21 protein-coding genes are annotated in these 19,424 nt (G+C 33.6%); all 21 read left to right on the forward strand.

Annotated features, from left to right (window positions below; translation table 11 throughout):
* Positions 1-15 precede the first annotated feature (15 nt).
* On the forward strand, positions 16-990 hold the full coding sequence (gene hepT, locus ERL59_RS16215) for a heptaprenyl diphosphate synthase component II (RefSeq protein WP_160647278.1): 975 nt from the start codon (positions 16-18) through the stop codon (positions 988-990).
* A gap of 75 nt (positions 991-1,065) precedes the next feature.
* A complete protein-coding gene (ndk, locus tag ERL59_RS16220) occupies positions 1,066-1,509 on the forward strand; it encodes a nucleoside-diphosphate kinase (RefSeq protein WP_160647279.1) in 444 nt (147 codons plus the stop codon).
* Between the two features lie 7 nt (positions 1,510-1,516).
* Positions 1,517-2,302 carry a CheR family methyltransferase gene (locus ERL59_RS16225; protein ID WP_160647280.1) on the forward strand — a complete coding sequence of 262 codons (786 nt, stop codon included), beginning with the start codon at positions 1,517-1,519 and terminating at the stop codon, positions 2,300-2,302.
* A gap of 169 nt (positions 2,303-2,471) precedes the next feature.
* Entirely contained in the window at positions 2,472-2,624 is a 153-nt protein-coding gene (locus tag ERL59_RS20825; RefSeq protein ID WP_201763596.1) for a hypothetical protein, read from the forward strand.
* Between the two features lie 243 nt (positions 2,625-2,867).
* Entirely contained in the window at positions 2,868-4,031 is a 1,164-nt protein-coding gene (aroC, locus tag ERL59_RS16230) for a chorismate synthase (RefSeq protein WP_160647281.1), read from the forward strand.
* Between the two features lies 1 nt (position 4,032).
* Positions 4,033-5,127: a 3-dehydroquinate synthase gene (gene aroB / locus ERL59_RS16235; RefSeq protein WP_160647282.1), complete on the forward strand. Its 1,095-nt coding sequence runs from the start codon at positions 4,033-4,035 to the stop codon at positions 5,125-5,127.
* A gap of 7 nt (positions 5,128-5,134) precedes the next feature.
* Positions 5,135-5,503 (forward strand): chorismate mutase, encoded by a 369-nt coding sequence (gene aroH, locus ERL59_RS16240; RefSeq protein ID WP_160647283.1) that lies wholly within the window; start codon positions 5,135-5,137, stop codon positions 5,501-5,503.
* A 389-nt stretch (positions 5,504-5,892) separates the two neighbouring features.
* Positions 5,893-7,422 carry an anthranilate synthase component I gene (gene trpE, locus ERL59_RS16245; RefSeq protein ID WP_160647284.1) on the forward strand — a complete coding sequence of 510 codons (1,530 nt, stop codon included), beginning with the start codon at positions 5,893-5,895 and terminating at the stop codon, positions 7,420-7,422.
* A 109-nt stretch (positions 7,423-7,531) separates the two neighbouring features.
* On the forward strand, positions 7,532-8,569 hold the full coding sequence (gene trpD / locus ERL59_RS16250) for an anthranilate phosphoribosyltransferase (protein ID WP_160647285.1): 1,038 nt from the start codon (positions 7,532-7,534) through the stop codon (positions 8,567-8,569).
* Positions 8,559-9,347: an indole-3-glycerol phosphate synthase TrpC gene (trpC, locus tag ERL59_RS16255; RefSeq protein WP_160647286.1), complete on the forward strand. Its 789-nt coding sequence runs from the start codon at positions 8,559-8,561 to the stop codon at positions 9,345-9,347. Before trpD ends, trpC begins: the two co-directional genes overlap by 11 nt.
* Positions 9,344-10,042, forward strand: coding sequence for a phosphoribosylanthranilate isomerase (locus tag ERL59_RS16260; RefSeq protein WP_160647287.1), 699 nt, complete (start codon positions 9,344-9,346; stop codon positions 10,040-10,042). The genes trpC and ERL59_RS16260 overlap by 4 nt, the downstream gene beginning before the upstream one ends.
* On the forward strand, positions 10,035-11,240 hold the full coding sequence (gene trpB, locus ERL59_RS16265) for a tryptophan synthase subunit beta (RefSeq protein WP_160647288.1): 1,206 nt from the start codon (positions 10,035-10,037) through the stop codon (positions 11,238-11,240). The genes ERL59_RS16260 and trpB overlap by 8 nt, the downstream gene beginning before the upstream one ends.
* Complete coding sequence (gene trpA / locus ERL59_RS16270; RefSeq protein ID WP_160647289.1) at positions 11,227-12,033, forward strand: tryptophan synthase subunit alpha; 807 nt, start codon at positions 11,227-11,229, stop codon at positions 12,031-12,033. Before trpB ends, trpA begins: the two co-directional genes overlap by 14 nt.
* A 123-nt stretch (positions 12,034-12,156) precedes the next feature.
* The gene (hisC, locus tag ERL59_RS16275; RefSeq protein WP_160647290.1) at positions 12,157-13,248 is read left to right on the forward strand and encodes a histidinol-phosphate transaminase; all 1,092 of its coding nucleotides are present in this window, start codon (positions 12,157-12,159) and stop codon (positions 13,246-13,248) included.
* A 41-nt stretch (positions 13,249-13,289) separates the two neighbouring features.
* Positions 13,290-14,381, forward strand: a complete 1,092-nt coding sequence (locus ERL59_RS16280; protein ID WP_160647291.1) for a prephenate dehydrogenase — start codon at positions 13,290-13,292, stop codon at positions 14,379-14,381.
* 582 nt (positions 14,382-14,963) lie between these two features.
* Positions 14,964-15,554 carry an RNA polymerase sigma factor gene (locus tag ERL59_RS16285; RefSeq protein WP_160647292.1) on the forward strand — a complete coding sequence of 197 codons (591 nt, stop codon included), beginning with the start codon at positions 14,964-14,966 and terminating at the stop codon, positions 15,552-15,554.
* 1 nt (position 15,555) lies between these two features.
* Positions 15,556-16,113 carry an anti-sigma factor family protein gene (locus ERL59_RS16290; RefSeq protein WP_160647293.1) on the forward strand — a complete coding sequence of 186 codons (558 nt, stop codon included), beginning with the start codon at positions 15,556-15,558 and terminating at the stop codon, positions 16,111-16,113.
* A gap of 90 nt (positions 16,114-16,203) precedes the next feature.
* A complete protein-coding gene (locus tag ERL59_RS16295) occupies positions 16,204-16,782 on the forward strand; it encodes a histidine phosphatase family protein (RefSeq protein ID WP_160647294.1) in 579 nt (192 codons plus the stop codon).
* Between the two features lie 603 nt (positions 16,783-17,385).
* Entirely contained in the window at positions 17,386-18,507 is a 1,122-nt protein-coding gene (locus ERL59_RS16300; RefSeq protein WP_160647295.1) for a hypothetical protein, read from the forward strand.
* A 130-nt stretch (positions 18,508-18,637) separates the two neighbouring features.
* A complete protein-coding gene (locus ERL59_RS16305; RefSeq protein WP_201763600.1) occupies positions 18,638-18,820 on the forward strand; it encodes an IDEAL domain-containing protein in 183 nt (60 codons plus the stop codon).
* A 118-nt stretch (positions 18,821-18,938) separates the two neighbouring features.
* The gene (locus ERL59_RS16310; protein WP_160647297.1) at positions 18,939-19,373 is read left to right on the forward strand and encodes a DUF2487 family protein; all 435 of its coding nucleotides are present in this window, start codon (positions 18,939-18,941) and stop codon (positions 19,371-19,373) included.
* Positions 19,374-19,424 lie beyond the last annotated feature (51 nt).

The following is a 19,424-nucleotide window of genomic DNA, read 5'->3' on the forward strand; positions in this document are numbered from 1 at the left end:
TGTATAGGAGATATAATGAAGCTAATAGACATCTACTCACGTTATAAAAAAGATATTCAATATATAGAGAGTGAACTTGAGAGAAATATTCAATCCAATCATGACGTATTAAATGAGACCTCACTTCATTTGTTAAAGGCAGGAGGAAAGAGAATTCGTCCTGTATTTGTATTGCTTTCAGGAAAATTTGGAAACTATCATTTAGAAAATTTGAAAAATGTTGCAGCTGCATTAGAACTCATTCATATGGCAACCCTAGTTCATGATGATGTGATCGATAATGCAATAACACGTAGAGGCGAACAAACCGTTATGGCAAAATGGGATAACAAAATCGCTATGTATACTGGAGATTATATATTTGCTAAAGCTTTAACAGTGGTTACTCAACTAGAAAATCCAAAAATACATCAAATCTTATCTAAATCGATTGTTCAGATGTGTATTGGTGAGATGGAACAAATACGTGATTTCTTTAATACAGAGCAATCTGTTCGTAATTATTTACTTCGAATTCGTAGAAAAACTGCATTATTAATTGCGATCAGCTGTCAGTTAGGGGCCCTAGCTGCAGAAGCACCTAGAAATACGGTAAGAACTTTATATTCATTTGGTTACAATGTGGGTATGGCCTTTCAAATTACAGATGATGTATTAGATTTATGCGGAACTGAAAAACAGATAGGAAAACCTCCAGGCAGTGATATCAAACAGGGAAATATTACACTTCCAATGATATATGCTCTGCAAGAAAAAGATTTGAAAGAACCGCTATTAGCACTAATAAACAAAATTAAACAAACAGAAGACCAGTCAGATGTTAATCAATTCATTCAATTGATTCGTAGTAGTGGAGGCATTGACAAAGCAGAAATCTTAGCCAATCGTTATATACATAAAGCAACTAAACAACTAGATCAATTACCGGATATAAAAACAAAGAAGCATTTACATGATATTGCAAACTTTGTTTTGAGTCGTAAATACTAACTTATGACAAGGTAACAACTTTACCTTGTCGTAATTTTGCATTTACTTATATATTACATTAGTGGAGGGTAAAAAATGGAAAAAACATATTTAATGATTAAACCAGATGGAGTTCAAAGAAATGTGATGGGAGAAATTATCACTCGATTTGAACAAAAAGGTTTTCAACTTTTGGCTGCTAAATTCACTGTTCTAAGTAAGGAACAAGCTGAAAAACATTATGAAGAACATAAAGAAAAACCTTTCTTTGGAGAATTAATTGACTTCATCACTTCTGGTCCCGTTTTTGCGATGGTTTGGGAAGGAGATAATATCATTGAAATCTCTAGAATGATGATTGGAAAAACAAATCCTGCGGATGCTTTACCAGGTACTATTCGTGGTGATTTTGCTGCGCATATGAGTTTAAATATTATTCACGGTTCAGACAGTAATGAAAGCGCTGCAAGAGAAATAGAAAATATATTTAATGAATCAGAATTAGTATCTTACGAAAAAACATTGGCTTCTTGGATTTAAATCTCATATGTTAGATCTAGATACGGATTACCGCTCATTTATTGGGAAATTAAAGCAACATATTAATGTTGATCTATCTCAATATAAAGAAACGCAAATGAAGCGTAGACTCACTATGCTAAAAAATAAAAGAGGATATCAACATTTTCAGGAGTATTTAAAAGACATATTAAAACATCCTGATCTAATGGATGAGTTTTTAGACCGTATGACCATAAACGTATCTGAGTTTTGGAGAAATCCAAATCGCTGGGGGTTATTGGAGAAAAAATATATTCCTGAATTATTAACTCAAAAAGAACAGCTTGTATGTTGGAGTGCAGGCTGTTCAACAGGAGAAGAGGCTTATACACTGTCCATGATTTTTGCTGAGCAAACCCAGTCTTCTAGATATAAAATTATTGCTTCTGATATAGACTTACGCGTGTTGGAAAAAGCAAAAGAAGGTAAGTACGATGAACGCTCTTTACGTGAGCTGCCAGAAAAATATTTTAAATACATAAAAAAAGAACAATCTATATACAAAATATCTGATCTATTACAAAAAAATATATGTTTTGAAAAGAAGAATTTATTATCTGACTCTTTTGATACTCTTTATGATTTGATTATTTGCAGAAATGTTATGATATATTTTACGAATGAGGCAAAACATTTACTTTACCAAAAATTTTCTAATGCCCTAAAACCAGGTGGTATTTTATTTGTAGGGAGTACGGAGCAAATTTTTTCGCCTAGTAATTATCAACTTGAAACAGAGGATATGTTCTTTTATAGGAAGATGACAAATTGATTGCCTTTATTCGCTCCACTTAGATTAAGGTATATCGACTAATGCCGACACATCCTTGTGTTTAACATTGACATCGGATATCCACTTCCAAAAAGTCAAGTGAATAAAAGATTCCAAGTTTACCCATACTATTCCTAATGGGAGTACACTATACTTGGAGGGTTCTCTTATGGATAAAAGAAAGGTGATAGAAGCTTATCAACGAGGGTTTCTAACCACAAAGGAATGTGCTCAAATATTGGGAATAGATTCTGTAAAGATTATGAAAGTTGTTCATGATTCAAATTGGTCTGATCAACAAAAAACACAAAAAGCGAGATAAAGATATATTAAATTACCCACAAAATTTTAAACGACCTATAACTTTTGCGGGGCCCTAAACCAGTATGAGGATGGAATGCTTTCCTATCTTAATAAAAACACGTTAAGCAAAATAGCTAGCGTGTTTTTTTGCTTTCTTGTCAACTTTACACAACTATACTATAATTATCAACATGAATTCTAGGAAAATGGACGACGGATACACGTACACGTCATGTGGAAAAGATGAAGGGGGATTTAATGAGTGAGATATTTAACAGCCGGTGAAACACATGGACCTCAGCTAACTGCTATTATTGAAGGTATGCCAAGTAATTTGAAAATTAATTTTGAAGAAATAAATAGAGAGTTGCAGCGGCGTCAAAAAGGGTATGGACGCGGTAGAAGAATGCAAATAGAGAAGGATTCAGCAAATATAGTAGGTGGAGTCAGACATGGAAAATCTACAGGAGCTCCGATCGCTTTAATTGTAGAAAATAAAGATTGGACACACTGGACTACCGTGATGAATATAGAGCCTATTGAAGGATCAGATGAAGAAAAACGACGTGTGCACAGACCTCGTCCAGGACATGCAGATCTCAACGGAGGTTTAAAATATAATCATAAAGATTTAAGAAATGTTCTTGAACGATCCAGCGCCAGGGAAACGGCAGCAAGGGTAGCAGTAGGTGCTGTTGCAAAACAATTACTTACTGAATTTGGAATCAAAGTTGCAGGTCAAGTCATTCGAATAGGGGAAGTAGAAGCACAAGTTCAAAATCTCCCCATTGATGAATTAATAAAAGTTACAGAGGAATCTCCAGTTAGAGTAGTAGATAAAGAAGCAGAAGCAAAAATGATAGCTCATATCGATCAAGTGAAAAAAGAAGGAGACTCCATTGGTGGTATTGTGGAGTGTATTGTAGAAGGTGTTCCGATTGGTCTTGGAAGTCATGTTCAGTGGGACCGCAAATTAGATGGGAGAATTGCTCAAGCAGTTGTATCCATCAATGCTTTTAAAGGCTGTGAGATTGGGATAGGTTTTGAAGCAGGTTCAATTCGAGGCTCTCAAGTGCATGATGAAATTTTATATACACCAGAAAAAGGGTATCATCGTAAAACGAACCGTTTAGGCGGATTTGAAGGTGGAATGACTAACGGTCAACCTATTGTTGTTAGGGGAGTAATGAAACCTATCCCTACATTGTACAAACCTTTAGCAAGTGTAGATATCGATACTAAGGAACCATTTACAGCTCAAGTTGAACGTTCTGATAGCTGTGCTGTACCAGCAGCTAGTGTTGTGATGGAACATGTTGTAGCATGGGAACTAGCTTGTGCATTAATGGAAAAATTCGGTGGAGACTCCATTGATGAGGTTCGCAATAATATAAATAATTATTTAGAGCAGCTGGAGCGTTACTAATATGAAACAATTAATTGTTGATTTAGATGATCGTTCTTATCCTATATATATCGGTGAAGGCATTTTAGACCAAATTAGTACTTTTTTCCGTAAGCATCAGATTAACGATCAATCTCCACTAATGATTATAACAGATGATAATATTGCACCTTTATATTTAAAGAAAGTAATAGTGTCTTTACAAGAGAGTGGTTATAAAGTTTGTGAATATATCGTTCCAGCTGGTGAGTCTTCTAAATCTTTATCAGTATTAGAAAAAATTACTGGGGTTGCTTTAGATGCAGGTTTAGATCGGAAATCTTCTATAGTTGCTTTGGGTGGTGGAGTTGTAGGAGATTTAGCTGGATTTGTAGCTGCAAGTTTTATGAGAGGTATTCCTTTTATACAAATACCTACTACAATACTAGCTCATGATAGCAGTGTTGGGGGAAAGGTTGCAGTAAACCATCCGAAGGCAAAAAATATTATTGGAGCTTTCCATCAACCTCAAATGGTTTTATACGATACTTCAACCTTAAGAACACTACCTGAGAGAGAAATTAAAGCGGGCTTATCAGAATTAATTAAACATGGTCTAATATGGGATGCCAAATTTGCTGAGTGGAATCAACTAAACGCAGAAAAATTGTTAGCATTAGATTCTGAATCACTTGAATATGCATTATACAATGGTTGCAAAATAAAAGCTCATGTTGTATCTGAAGATGAACGAGAAAATGGCCTAAGAGCAATACTTAACTTTGGACATACGATCGGACATGCATTAGAAGCGGTATCGCAGTACAATAAACTTTTGCACGGTGAAGCGATAGCGATTGGCATGGTTGGTGCGGCAAAGTTATCTGTACATCTTGGATATCCACAGCGAATTTATAAAGAAACAAAATCTGTAATGAAAAAATATGGTTTACCCATTCAAATTCCAAACCATTTAAATGTCGATGAGATTATGGAAGCCATGTTACATGATAAAAAATTTAGTGAAGGACAAGTTGTGTTTACAATCTTAAAAGATATTGGAGAAGCGCATATTCAAAGAGGAATATCCATAGATTTGATTAGAGAGATAGTTGAAAACTTAAGATTGGAGGAATAAATAAAACATGTATGTTAGGGGAATAAGAGGAGCAATTACAGTAGAGCATAACGAGGAGTCTGAAATATTAGATGCTACTTCTGAATTATTAAAAACAATTATTACGGAAAATGAAGTGAAACCTGAAGACATATGTAGTGTTTTTGTAACGGTAACACATGATATTACTGCAACATTTCCTGCTAGAACAATACGTCAAATGAATGGATGGGAACTTGTACCTTTGATGTGTTCACTGGAAATCGATGTACCAGGAAGTTTGCCAAAATGTATTCGTTTAATGGTTCAGATAAACACAACAAAACAACAAAATGAAATGCAACATGTTTATTTAAACGAAGCAACAAAACTTCGTCCAGACTTAAAATCAAGTTGACGTATTTGTTTTTCTTAGTGTATATTTAATTTAGTAGAGTAGAGTTTAGTTAGATGAGTATAGAGGGATTTTTAGTCCAAAGTAGAGTTAAGATGAGATTTTTTAAATTTAAAATAGTACCCATCATATATAATTATTGAAGCTATGAAAACAAGTTTATTATTTTTGGAATTCACATTTGAGTAAAAAGTTTTTAATAACTTTTGTAATTATAATATTGAAGTGTATTTTTTGGGTATATTAAAACGGACTATCATTTCATTATTCATATGACAAACCTCTGCTATGTTGAAGCAGAGGTTTTTTGAGTTAAGAATTTCTATATTGCATGCTAACCGCTGACTATGGTTAATAAAAGATGAATTAGCATTACAAGGAGTTGAACATGAATGTATTACCCTGAAATCACAAAAGTGAAGGAATTAGCAAAAGAATATAATTTAATACCTATTGTACGTGACATACTAGCTGATATTGAAACCCCAATTCGAGTGTTTAATCATTTTCATGAAGAGAGGAATGCTTTTTTATTAGAGAGTGTTGAGGGGGGTGTAAATTGGGCTAGATATTCTTTCATAGGTAAAAATCCATTCTTAATTATCCAAGGTAAAAATGGAAACATAACCATAATGAAACATGGTGATAAACAAAATGTGAAAGAACAACCTATCGAAGCTTTGAAACATTTGCTTCGTTCATATTCTAGTCCGTCTCTACCGGATTTACCAAGATTCACAGGTGGAGCAGTTGGTTTTTTTGGATATGATTTATTACAATATTACGAAAATCTCCCAGCCCATGACATTGATGATTTACAAATGAATGATATTCAATTTATGTTTTGTGATGAAGTGATTGTTTTTGATCATTTTAAACAACAGGTAAAAATTATTGCTAATGTACATGTACCGAACCAAGCAACAGATATGGAAATTGAGAAAGCGTATAGTGAAACTTGTAGACGTATTGATAAGACTATTATAAGGTTACAAGAACCATTGGCAGTGCCACCGATGGCAAAAAATCAAAAATCTGATGTAGATTTGGAACATATACATTCTAATGTAACTAAAGATCAATTTATGAATAATGTAGAAGCAGCAAAGGAATACATCCGAGCAGGGGATATATTTCAGGTTGTACTATCTCAAAGGTTTGAAATTGAAACAGAAATCTCACCTTTACATGTATATCGAGTTCTTAGAACCATGAATCCTTCACCATATATGTATTATTTAAAGATGGAAGATGAGGTCATTGTAGGAACTTCTCCTGAATCTCTGGTGAGAGTTGAAGAAGGACGTGTCCAAACGAAACCGATTGCTGGTACTAGACCAAGAGGAGAAACAGAAGAATTAGATTTACAGTACGAAAAGGATCTTCTTTCTGATCCTAAAGAATTAGCTGAACACCTTATGTTAGTAGACTTAGGCCGAAATGACATCGGACGAGTGGCAGAGTTTAGTACTGTAAAATGTGATACATTTATGGAAATAGAAAGGTATTCACACGTTATGCATATTGTATCTAATGTATCTGGAAAGCTTAGAGATGACAAAGATTTTTTTGATGCTTTTATTTCCTGCTTGCCAGCAGGTACAGTATCAGGTGCTCCTAAATTAAGAGCGATGGAAATCATAGCTGAATTTGAAAATGAAGCTAGAGGAGCTTATGCAGGGGCAATTGGCTATTTAGGATTTTCAGGAAATTTAGATACCTGTATTACAATTAGAACGATTATTTTTAAAAATGGAAAAGCTTATGTGCAAGCAGGTGCTGGTATTGTGTGGGATTCAGTCCCAGAAAAAGAATATGAGGAAACAGTCAATAAGGCAAAGGCACTGCTCAAAGCAATTCGTTTGGCCGAAGTGTGGTTTAATAATGAGCAGTCTAGTCTAGTGAATCAGGATTATTATTAATAAAATTTATAAATGTAATTGCTCTTATTTGTTCTATTTGCATAAATCACATAAGTTACTCACAAGAACAATTGCAAAAAGTTTTTTATTTTGTTGAGGGGGTTAGTATATGGAGACAAATGTAATCAAAGATGTGTTGATAAAATTGTTGGATGGAAACCATTTATCTAAAGTTGAAGCTCGTCATGTGATGGAAGAAATGATGGAAAGCCGTGCAACATCAACACAGATTGGCAGTCTTTTAACTGCGTTAAGAATAAAAGGAGAAACAATTGAAGAAGTTACCGGATTTGCTGAAACGATGCGAAGCAAATCCCACAGAGTTCAGACTACGAATCATCCATTGTTAGATACATGTGGAACAGGTGGGGATGGAGCGAATACGTTTAATATTTCCACAACATCCGCCATTGTAGCAGCCGCAGGAGGTATTCGAGTTGCTAAACATGGTAATCGTGCTATGTCTAGTAAAAGTGGAAGTGCAGATGTTCTTGAAGCATTAGGTGTAAATATTAATCTAGATCATAGTCAGGCCCAGTTATGTATTGATCAAATAGGTTTATGCTTTATGTTTGCACAAAAATATCATGAATCAATGAAAAATGTTGCATTACCAAGAAGAGAGCTTGGTTTTCGTACTGTATTTAATATGTTGGGACCTTTAACGAACCCGGCAAATGCAGATCGACAGCTGATGGGGGTATATGAACGTAGTAAAACGGAGCTTATTGCTTCTGTTTTACGTGAATTGGGATTAGAAAGAGCTCTTGTCGTTTCCAGTTATGACGGATTAGACGAAATTAGCATCTCTGCTCCTACACAAGTTACCGAATTAAAAGAAGGAAACATAGAAACATATGATATTACTCCAAATGAATTAGGGCTTGAGAGTTATTCTGTACAGGAAATTGTAGGTGGAGATGCTTTAGAAAATGCAGAAATTATACGTTCCATTTTTAAAGGTGAACAAGGAGCTCGTAGAGATATTGTATTGGCAAATGCAGGTGCTTGTTTTTATGTTTTTGATCACTGTTCATCTCTGCAGGAAGGTGTTAAAATAGCTGCTAATATGATTGATAGTGGAAAAGCTTTGGCAAAATTAGAGGAATTAGTGCATTTTACAAAGGAGATTAGCCATGATTCTTGATCAAATCGTTGCAACCAAAAAAGAAGAAGTTGAACGTTTAAAAAGTGCATTTTCCATTAGGAATTATAATAACATTATTTCAACTTTACCTCCTTGTAAAGGATTTGAAAAAGCCCTAACACAAACCAAAAATAGATCCTTGGGTTTAATTGCGGAAGTCAAAAAAGCATCACCGTCCAAAGGATTGATTCGTGAAGATTTCAACCCTGTTGAAATCTCCAAGAGTTATGAAAAGGCTGGGGCAGATTGCCTCTCCGTACTAACAGATAAGCAATATTTTCAAGGATCTATAAAATATTTAAAACAGGTTCGAGAAGTGGTGGATCTCCCACTTCTACGAAAGGAATTTATTATTGATCCTTTACAAATATATGAGGCTAGAATTATTGGAGCAGATGCGGTTCTTTTAATCGCCTCTATACTAACTGTGGAACAGATGCGTGAATTTACTGAATTGTCTACAGACTTAGGCATGGATACATTGATAGAAGTTCATAATTTAGAAGAATTAGAGCAAGTTCTATCGTTGGATATTTCTTTAATTGGGATCAACAATCGCAATTTAAAAACCTTTGCAACAGATATTCAAACAACTGAAACTTTAATCACACATATCCCGAAAAATGTGACAGTAGTTAGTGAAAGTGGGATTTCAAATGCATCGCAAATAAATCATCTATTAACTAAAGGGGTTGGAGCTGTACTAGTAGGTGAACATTTTATGAGACAGGAAAGTATAGAACTAGCAGTAAAACAGCTAATGGGTGATAGATCATGAACAACGTAGGTGTAAAAATTTGTGGGATTACAGATGTAGCAACTATTGAATCCATGCTGCATCTTCCTATTGATTATATTGGTTTTGTATTTGCAAAAAGTAAGAGACAAGTAACACCCAAGCAAGCTGCAGATATGATCCAAGCATTAAAAAATCATTATATCAAGGTGCCGGAAACAGCAGGTGTTTTTGTTAATCCAAGTGAACAAGAACTTGAGGAAACAATTAAACATGCATCATTAGATATCATACAATTACATGGTCAAGAATCACCTGAACTTTGTAAGTGGGTGAAGCAGTCACTAAAAGTAAAAGTATTTAAAGTTTTCTCCAACTTTCATCAATTTATATTGAGTGATGTTTCTAACGAACAAGTTGATGAACAATGTTCTAAATGGTTAAACCCATATGTGCATCATATCGATGCGTTAATGTTAGATACGTTTGATCCAGTTGTTGGTGGAGGAACTGGAAAAACCTTTAATTGGGAATTAATTCCGATTGTTCAGCGTTGGACAAAGAAAAACAATATTCCTTTGATTGTTGCAGGAGGGCTAGATGTAGATAATGTGAGCACATTAATTACAACTTATGAACCTAGTGGAGTAGATGTATCAAGTGGAGTTGAAACGAATCGAATAAAAGATATTAAAAAAATAAAAACCTTTGTTGAAAGGGTGAAATTAAATGTTTAACGTACCAGATGCTCAAGGAAGATTCGGAAAATTTGGAGGAAAATACGTTCCAGAAACATTGATGAACGCACTAATTGAGTTAGAAGATGCATATAAACATTATTCAAAAGATAAGGAATTTCAGAATGAAATCCGGTATTTATTAAAGCAATATTCTGGTCGTCCCACTTCTTTGTATTATGCTGAGAGATTGAGTGAACACTTGGGAGGCGCAAAGATCTATTTAAAACGAGAAGATTTAAATCATACAGGAGCACATAAAATCAATAATACGATTGGACAAGGTGTGCTAGCAAAGAGAATGGGGAAAAAGAAAGTTATAGCTGAAACTGGAGCAGGTCAGCATGGGGTAGCTTCAGCTACTGTCGCTGCTTTATTAGGTTTGGAATGTAAAGTTTTTATGGGTGAAGAAGATACAAAAAGACAACAATTAAACGTGTTTCGCATGAATTTATTAGGTGCACAGGTGATACCTGTTACTTCAGGAACTCGGACCCTAAAGGATGCTGGAAATGAGACTTTACGATATTGGGTTAGCAATGTTCATGATACATTTTATATTTTAGGTTCTGTAGTAGGTCCACATCCATATCCGATGATGGTACGTGATTTTCAAAAAATTATCGGTGAAGAAGCTAGAAAGCAAATTATTGATAAAGAAGGAAAACTACCGGATACAGTAATTGCTTGTGTAGGTGGGGGTAGTAATGCAATAGGTATTTTTTATCCATTTGTCAATGATTTTAGTGTGAAATTAGTTGGTGTTGAAGCTTCAGGTAAAGGTGTTCATACTGATCAACATGCAGCAACGATGACAAAAGGATCACATGGAGTGTTTCAAGGATCAATGAGTTATTTATTACAAGATGAGTTTGGTCAAGTTCAAGAAGCTCATTCCATTTCAGCAGGTTTAGATTACCCAGGCGTAGGACCCGAGCATGCCTATTTGAAAGATACAAAAAGAGCAGAATATGTTTCCATTACGGATGAAGAAGCATTGAACGCTTTAAAATTGTTAAGCAGAACAGAAGGGATCATTCCAGCTTTGGAAAGTGCTCATGCGATTGCTCAAACGATGAAAATCGCTCCTACGATGGAAAAGGATCAAGTGATAGTTGTTAATTTATCTGGGCGTGGAGATAAAGATGTTGAGTCTATTATGCATTACTTAGAGGGGGACTACCATGAATCTGATTGATCAAAAATTTAAAGAACTCAAAAAGCAGGACAAGACCGCTCTAATTCCATTTTTAACGATGGGAGATCCTGATATAGAAACCTCTATTCAAATTATTAAAGAATTAGAGGCGGCTGGAGCTGATATTGTTGAATTAGGCCTTCCATATTCAGATCCGTTAGCTGATGGTCCAGTGATTCAAAGAGCTTCTGAAAGAGCTCTCAAACATAATATCAACATTCATAGTTGTTTGGAAATTGCAAAAAAAGCCAGACAAAAAAACGTATCTCTACCATTTATACTTTTCACTTACTATAATCCTGTGTTGCAATTTGGACTTGAATCTTTTTTTGAGGAATTACAGGCACATCAGATTAGCGGAGTCATTATTCCTGATCTTCCAATTGAAGAAGATGAAGAAGTTAGAGCTATATCTGAGCGATATCAAATTCATCTCATACCGCTAGTAGCACCAACATCAAAAGATAGAATAACGAGTATCTCAAAAAAAGCTGCGGGATTTGTATACTGTGTGTCTTCATTAGGTGTAACGGGAGTTCGTTCGTCCTTTTATGATGGCATTGATGATTTTATATCTCTTGTAAAACAATCAACTGATTTGCCAGTAGCTGTAGGTTTCGGGATATCTACAAATGAGCAGTTTGCTAAATTTTCAAAAATCTGTGATGGTGTTGTAGTAGGAAGTGCAATCGTTCGTAATATAGAGGAACAACTTCCATTACTACAATCTGCAGAAACGAAAGAAAAAGGACTATTGCAAATTCGTGAATTTGTGGCACAATTAAAAGAATAGTCTTGTGTTAAAGACATATCTACCCATTTTTATGACCAGTTCAATATGAACTGGGACAATAACATCTTATAAGATGTGTTTCTTCTTTGTGGGAAAATTTATTGATTGTAGAGGTGAAGCGGTATGCATCCAAAGTCCAATATTGTTCATTTACCAGTTTATAAGCCTGGAAAATCTACCGATGAAGTAAAATCAGAATTTGGTTTAGAAAAAATTATTAAACTTGCTTCTAATGAAAATCCATATGGTTTTTCTAACAATGTAAAAGAAGCTGTAATGACAGAATTTGAGAGCACAAATATATATCCTGACGGAGCTAGCACAAAGCTAACTGAAAAATTAAGTGAATTTTATAATGTATCACCTAATCAATTGATTATTGGAGCAGGATCTGATGAAGTCATATTAATGATTGCACGTGCCTTTTTTGTAAAAGGAGACGAAACGATCATGGCAACTCCAACATTTCCACAATACAAACATAATGCTGAAATCGAAGGGGCTGTTTGCATTGAAGTTCCTTTAAAAGATGGAACGCATGATTTAAATGAAATGTTAACAAGAATTACAAAGAATACAAAAATCATTTGGCTTTGTTGCCCTAACAATCCGACAGGGACCATAAATCATCATGAAGAAGTGAAAAGCTTTTTGACTAAAGTTCCAAGTGATGTGCTTGTCGTATTTGATGAAGCATACGCAGAATACAATGAGCAGAATGAATTTCCTGATAGCTTGTCGCTATTAAAACAATTTAAAAACTTCATTGTTTTAAGGACTTTTTCAAAAATATATGGACTAGCCTCTCTAAGAATTGGTTATGGTATTGGACATCCAGATGTAATTCATACGATCAATCAAGTAAGAGAACCATTTAATACTACCAGTTTTGCTCAAACTGCTGCATTAGCGGCAGTAGAAGATCAGGAATTTATTAGAGAATGTCGAGAGAAAAATAAATTAGGTTTAGCTTATTTAACAGATCAATTTAAGAGCATGGGTTTATCTTACTTTCCTGCATATGGAAATTTTGTGATGGTTGATGTAAAAAAACAGGCAGATCAAGTTTTTCAAGGTTTACTTCAAAAAGGAATTATTGTTCGTGGTGGTCATCAACTTGGCTTTCCTACCTCTTTACGTGTTACTATAGGATCACAAGAGCAAAATGAAGAGTTCATAGACGCATTAAAATTAGTATTACAAGAAGTGAATTAATGTTAATACATCTTTGAAATTATAGAAAAAGAGTGAATATAATGACAAAAATTACAATATTCGGTGTAGGTTTAATTGGAGGGTCGCTTGCTTTATGTTTTAAGGATAAACCGAACATAAAAGTAGTAGGTCACTCAAATAATCCTGAATCCGTTCAAAAATATTTAGAAAAAGAAGTAGTTGATGAAGCGACTACATCTATAGAAGAAGCAGCATTGAATTCAGATTTTATCTTTCTGTGTGTACCAGTAGGCTTGTTAGAGGATTATTTGATAAAATTAAGTCAACTTCCTTTAAAAAAGAACTGCATCATTACGGATGTAGGTAGTACTAAAGAATCCATTACATCTTGTGCTAGATCAATTTCTCTACAAAATGGTTATTTTATCGGTGGACATCCGATGGCAGGTTCAGAGCGATCAGGAGTTGATGCTGCATCTTCATATTTGTTTGAGAATGCATTTTATGTGCTTACACCTGATCCAGAAATTCCTGATCATATTTATCAAAAATTAGAGGACTTATTAACTTATACAAAATCACAAATTATTAAAGTGGATGCTTCTACACATGATGATATTGTTGGTGCTATTAGCCACTTACCACACATTATTGCAGTTTCCTTAGTCAATCAAATCTCTAAATACAATGATCAGAATGATTTGTATGAACGATTGGCTGCGGGTGGATTTAAAGACCTTACGCGTATAGCTTCAGGTGACCCAGTAATTTGGAGAGATATATTATTAAATAATAAAAATATCTTATTACATCTTTTGAATGATTGGCAGCAGGAAATTTCAAAATTTGCTGATTTATTAAAAATGGATGACGGTCAAGGTGTTGAAGATCAGTTTAAATTTGCAAGTGATTTTAGAAGTAAACTTCCTGAACGTAGAAAAGGAGCGATCTCATCACTTTTTGACGTTTATGTTGACATACCAGACCATCCTGGTGTGATTGGACATATTACATCAGAATTAGGTAATCGTAAAATCAGCCTGAAAAATATTGAAATTATTGAAAGTCGTGGTGAAGTTCCAGGTATTTTAAGGTTATCATTTAGAGATGAAGAAGATTTAGAAAATGCAGTGTATGTTTTGAAAGAATTATCTTATTCAGTCCATTTTTAAACATTTACTCCATGTGCTCGTTACAAAATTTAAAAGTAACGAGCTTGTTTTTTTTCTAATATTTTTGCTTTTAGGAGGATTGGAAAATAAGATGTTGACAAAATGAAAACGTATACATTATACTAATATTACAGTATGGTTTCTCTCCACTCCTATCCAAATATAAGCACATGGAATATGTGCAGCCACCTTCATTTAGAAGGTGGCTTTTTTTATTTCAAATTGGTTTTTATTTTATCAATTATTCTTAAGGGGTTGTAACTTTTTTTTTTGAAAGTCATGTTATAATATTTAAGTAACTAATAATTGAAAATAGTTAAGCGCTTGAAATTTTTTCTAAACTGGTTTACAATTAAATCTTTGCCACAGTAACAATATTAAAGAAAAATGCCAACTTTATCTTAAATACTAGATTCTAAATACATACATATTTATGTGAATGAATTTATTTTATATGAATACACTTTTTTATGAATACAAGGAAAGATTTTTTTAATAAAACAACGCAACTTTTTATCCCTAGTGTAGTAAAAATATAATATAACACTGGGGAGGAGTTTTGAACTAGGGGGTACGCTTATAGTGACTGATTCCCAGTTGATCAGAGATATAAAAGATGGAGATACACAACTATACTCAATACTAATTAAACGTTATGAGCGTAAAATTTATTCTTTTATTTATAATATGTTGAAGAGTTCAGGTTTGGAGAGCTCATCTGAAGATTTATGTCAGGATACATTTTACAAAGCTTACCGGAGTTTGAGCACATTTAGGGAAGTAGAGGCTTCTTTTTCTACTTGGTTATATACTATTGCTAGAAATACTGTTTTAAGTGAACTTCGTAAACATAAAAGCACTAAGGTATCTATTGATGATGAAAGTGGATATATCCCACTAGCAGCTTTCGATACGTTACCTGAACAATCTATTCTTAGAAATGAAAAAGTTTCCTTAGTAAGAGAAGCTATAAATAATTTGCCAGAAAAACAAAGATCAGCACTTATATTAAGAGAATACAATCAACTAGACTATCAAGAAATTGCAAATATATTAGGTCAGTCGATTAGTTCGGTAAAATCTTTGTTGTTTAGAGCTAGGGTTAGTGTGAAGAATCAATTGGAACCATACTTTCATGAACCTAAATATGAGGAGTATGAGGGGATGAAATAAAATGAATTGTAAAGAGGCTCAAGAATCATTTGCTTTATATTGGGATTTGCCAGAAGACAACTTTAAACGAATAAAAACAGACCAGCATCTTAAGACTTGCACCTCTTGTGCCAAAGAGTTTGAACTTTGGGAAAAGAGCCATGAATTTATACATATGACATCATCATTAGAAGATGAGCATCCTTTTCAAGCTAGCCAGAATATCTCTGGTTCAGTTATGGATAGAATTTACAATGAGGAGTCATGGAAGGTTCCGATTCAAGATCGAATATATTCCTTGTCTTTTAAATTTAAAAGGAATGTCACTCTTCTAATTTCATTCTGTTTTGCCATTTTTGTGATGAGTTTATTCTTATCTATATCGAATAAATTTCAAGGAAACATTGCTGAACCAGTTGAACCAACGTCTGGAATTGTCACTGTTGCAAGTATTAATAATCCTTTGCCATTAGAAATTGTTACTGATCCAAGTTTTCCAGATTACCTAGTTGTACTATCTTTATTAGGAGTTATTGGAACCATTTTAATATTAAATTGGTTCACAAGAATTAGAACTTAACAATCTATATTTAGTGAGTCTCCTCTATTGAATGAAGCAGGAGACTTTTTGTGTTTTTAAAGATGAACAAAAAAGAAAGGAAATTAAATGATGATAACAATTGGATTAGTAAGACATGGTGTAACAGATTGGAATCAGCAGCGTATCATACAAGGACACAAGGATATTTCTTTAAATGAAGAAGGAAGAGAACAAGCAGCTGCACTAGGCGAGCGTTTAGTGGATAACCAATGGGACATTATTCTGAGTAGTGATCTATCTAGGGCAAAAGAGACGGCATGCATTATAGCTAAACGACTTAATCTTGAAATCTCATCTTACGATGAGAGGTTAAGAGAGCGACATTTAGGAGCACTGGAAGGGTTATCTTATGAAGATAGAGTCAATAAGTATGGAGATGATTGGAAGGCAATTCATCAAAATTTAGAATTGGATATTGAAGAAGATAATCAATTAAAGAAAAGAGGTCTTCAGGTAATAAACGATGTGCAGAAATTATATCACAATAAGAGAATTCTAATTGTAAGTCATGGAGGTTTAATAAATCAACTATTAAGAGAACTACTTGACAATTTTGATTCTAAGATCCATAATACTTCAATTTCAATATTAGAAAAAGAAAAGGATCAATGGAAGTCCATTCTTTTGAATTGTACAAAACATCTCTAAGTACCCCAAAAAGTGAAGCAAATCTTTATAGTTTAGTCCGATTACTTTTCGGGGACCCCGTAACATTAACAAATTCCCACTTAAATTGAAGAGATACTTCTTTGGTCCCCAGTTCTTGGATGAGCTGGTGGCAGCGTTCACCCAGCTCATGGATGTGCTGGTGCCAGGATTGTCAAATGGAGGTGACAGTTTATGATTGGCCACATGGATGTGGTGTGAATTTAGCTGGCGATTACTTTTGCGGGGCCCAGAACAAAAACATAATACCCAAAAAGTTTTGATCCCAGTTTAGGAAGAACTGGTGTGGATGTTAGCCCCATGGACATGGCTGTTTTTTTAATCGCCGATTACTTTTCGTATACCCCGTAATTATTTTTATTTCCCCATTTTTTATCTTATATTAACAAGGAAGATAGTCTAGTCAAAACGTATGTTTTAGAAACTCTCAGAAAAACTCCAAATCCAGTTTATAACTTTCCATGTATGTTGAAAAAAAAATGATAAAGTATCCCCAAACAATATTTTTTTCCAATATTATGAATATTTTTCATTTAAAATCCCATAATGGTACTAGAAATATGTGCAGTTTCTGGAGGTACCATTATGAATTTAGCAGACATGTTAAGTTTTGCGGATATTCAACAGTTAGATCGTATAGCAAAATATTATGAATGCGAGTGCAGCAGTCACTCCAAAAATGATTTAATACAATCCATTTTAACTAGAATAAATCGAAAAGATGTGTTTGAAGATAATCTGAAAAGACTTAGTGTTGAAGATTTGCGTTTTATCAATATGGTTATTTTTGAAAAAAGAGAGGCATTTAGTCTTGAAGAACTGCTGGCTAGAGTAAAAAATACTAGGTTTACTGAGGAAGACAATGAAAAAATAAATCCTAGAGATACGATTACTATGTTTAAAAAAAGAGGCTGGATATTTAATGGTGTCTCACATAAAACTAAATATTTGTTTCAATTCCCTGAGGATCTAAAAAAGCGTTTTGTCGATTTAATTGCTAATAACTTTCAACAAAAGATAGAACATATACAAGAACCTGATTTATACAGAGATGAATTTAATCTTATCATTCAAGATATAAATGTTTTTTTAAAAGAGTTATACCATATGCAGGAAGTACATTTAACAGCCTCAGGAGCGATGTATAAACGATCCCTATTTCAATTCCTAAATCAGCTCTCAATTCAGGAAAACCCGATTCAAAAAGGGGAATGGAGATTTGGTTATGGAAGAATGTTTAAAGATTATCCAAATCGATTTTCACTTATATACGATTACTGTTATTTCAATGATTTTATTAAAGAAGAAAATGATGTTCTAATATGTTCAGAAAAAGGTAAATCAATCGTGGAAGAAGGGAAAAAAGAAAAGTTAGAAAATGTATATAGATTCTGGATTAGATTGTATAAGGGACCTATTCATAACATTCAATCCATTGTTCATTGGATAAGTATTTTAAGTCAAAATTGGGTGACAGTCTCATCATTAAAAGAAGTTTTAAGTGATTTAATAAAACCATACTATTATGACAATGTAGATTCCATCTTAGATGAAAGAGTTTTTAAAATGATGATGCATTTAGGTTTACTAAAAGTAGGTGAACACGAAACCAAAGGTGTAGTTATTCAAATGACAAAAATAGGTACGCTCATCGTAAAAGGAATACATATTAATGAAGAAGATACAATTATTTTAGATCAAAAATGAAATTTGGACATAAATCATATAAAATGGGTGGTCAAATCCCAAACCTTATATCAAGTAAGTGAATATAATTTATTATGAGTACCATAAAGTTTCTTTTTCAAATGATGGAGGGTGTAATATTGTGGGAAATATGAGTATTATTTATGAAGCTTTGTTAGATCTCCATGCAGAAGTGGTCATAAAAGAATCTATAAGAAAATTCCGCGAAGTAAACTTATATAAAGAAATAGACGATGCTTTACAAAACGGAGATGAAGATTTATTTATTAAATTGACAAACGAACTAAAAACAATAAACGAATCATCTGCATAATGTAAGATAAATGAAATACTTCATTTATCTTTTTTTTGTAAGGTTTTGTATGGACAATTCTAATAAAAGGAAATAAAATAAGATATGGACTTATATCACACTACTTGGGAGAAAATATATGAAATTTAGCGAGATTGAAAGGAATATATGGGAAGAGCACCAACAATATCTAGATACTTGTATTCTCCCATTTACAGGATTGAAAGGTAATGAAAATCCGATGGAAACAACAAAGGCACTTGAAGATTTAGGAGATATATTAGAATGGATTGAAATTCCTTTTAAAGGAAGGGTTGTTACATATCCTGCTGTACATTATTCTTATGAAGAACAGTCTCTAGAATCTTATTTAAACACAATTTGCCTTAACCTTAAAAAGCAAGGGTTTGCATATGTTATTTTAATAAGTAATCGTTCTGAAATACATAATTTAAATCTGCAAGAATTCTGTTTGATATTGACACCAAATGAAAGTAAGGAGGAGAATGTGAATTTAAAGGAAGAGATTTCTAATAAAGTACAAGCCTTATGGAATAATATCAAAGACTCTTAACACCGAATAATAAACTAATAATGATTTAATTAATGATTATGACCTACTTTC

The sequence above is a fragment of the Chengkuizengella marina genome, assembly GCF_009910845.1.
In the GTDB taxonomy this organism is placed as follows: Bacteria; Bacillota; Bacilli; order Paenibacillales; family KCTC-33759; genus Chengkuizengella; species Chengkuizengella marina.

What these genes read in the sequence shown, in the direction of transcription:
- trpC (WP_160647286.1), top strand. Translation starts at nt 8,559, where the DNA reads ATGATTCTTGATCAAATCGTTGCAACCAAAAAAGAAGAAGTTGAACGT.
- ERL59_RS16300 (WP_160647295.1), top strand. Translation starts at nt 17,386, where the DNA reads ATGAATTTAGCAGACATGTTAAGTTTTGCGGATATTCAACAGTTAGAT.
- ERL59_RS16225 (WP_160647280.1), top strand. Translation starts at nt 1,517, where the DNA reads ATGTTAGATCTAGATACGGATTACCGCTCATTTATTGGGAAATTAAAG.
- ERL59_RS16295 (WP_160647294.1), top strand. Translation starts at nt 16,204, where the DNA reads ATGATAACAATTGGATTAGTAAGACATGGTGTAACAGATTGGAATCAG.
- ERL59_RS16290 (WP_160647293.1), top strand. Translation starts at nt 15,556, where the DNA reads ATGAATTGTAAAGAGGCTCAAGAATCATTTGCTTTATATTGGGATTTG.
- trpD (WP_160647285.1), top strand. Translation starts at nt 7,532, where the DNA reads ATGGAGACAAATGTAATCAAAGATGTGTTGATAAAATTGTTGGATGGA.
- trpA (WP_160647289.1), top strand. Translation starts at nt 11,227, where the DNA reads ATGAATCTGATTGATCAAAAATTTAAAGAACTCAAAAAGCAGGACAAG.
- ERL59_RS16305 (WP_201763600.1), top strand. Translation starts at nt 18,638, where the DNA reads ATGAGTATTATTTATGAAGCTTTGTTAGATCTCCATGCAGAAGTGGTC.
- aroB (WP_160647282.1), top strand. Translation starts at nt 4,033, where the DNA reads ATGAAACAATTAATTGTTGATTTAGATGATCGTTCTTATCCTATATAT.
- ndk (WP_160647279.1), top strand. Translation starts at nt 1,066, where the DNA reads ATGGAAAAAACATATTTAATGATTAAACCAGATGGAGTTCAAAGAAAT.
- ERL59_RS16310 (WP_160647297.1), top strand. Translation starts at nt 18,939, where the DNA reads ATGAAATTTAGCGAGATTGAAAGGAATATATGGGAAGAGCACCAACAA.
- trpB (WP_160647288.1), top strand. Translation starts at nt 10,035, where the DNA reads ATGTTTAACGTACCAGATGCTCAAGGAAGATTCGGAAAATTTGGAGGA.
- ERL59_RS20825 (WP_201763596.1), top strand. Translation starts at nt 2,472, where the DNA reads ATGGATAAAAGAAAGGTGATAGAAGCTTATCAACGAGGGTTTCTAACC.
- ERL59_RS16280 (WP_160647291.1), top strand. Translation starts at nt 13,290, where the DNA reads ATGACAAAAATTACAATATTCGGTGTAGGTTTAATTGGAGGGTCGCTT.
- trpE (WP_160647284.1), top strand. Translation starts at nt 5,893, where the DNA reads ATGTATTACCCTGAAATCACAAAAGTGAAGGAATTAGCAAAAGAATAT.
- aroH (WP_160647283.1), top strand. Translation starts at nt 5,135, where the DNA reads ATGTATGTTAGGGGAATAAGAGGAGCAATTACAGTAGAGCATAACGAG.
- hepT (WP_160647278.1), top strand. Translation starts at nt 16, where the DNA reads ATGAAGCTAATAGACATCTACTCACGTTATAAAAAAGATATTCAATAT.
- ERL59_RS16260 (WP_160647287.1), top strand. Translation starts at nt 9,344, where the DNA reads ATGAACAACGTAGGTGTAAAAATTTGTGGGATTACAGATGTAGCAACT.
- hisC (WP_160647290.1), top strand. Translation starts at nt 12,157, where the DNA reads ATGCATCCAAAGTCCAATATTGTTCATTTACCAGTTTATAAGCCTGGA.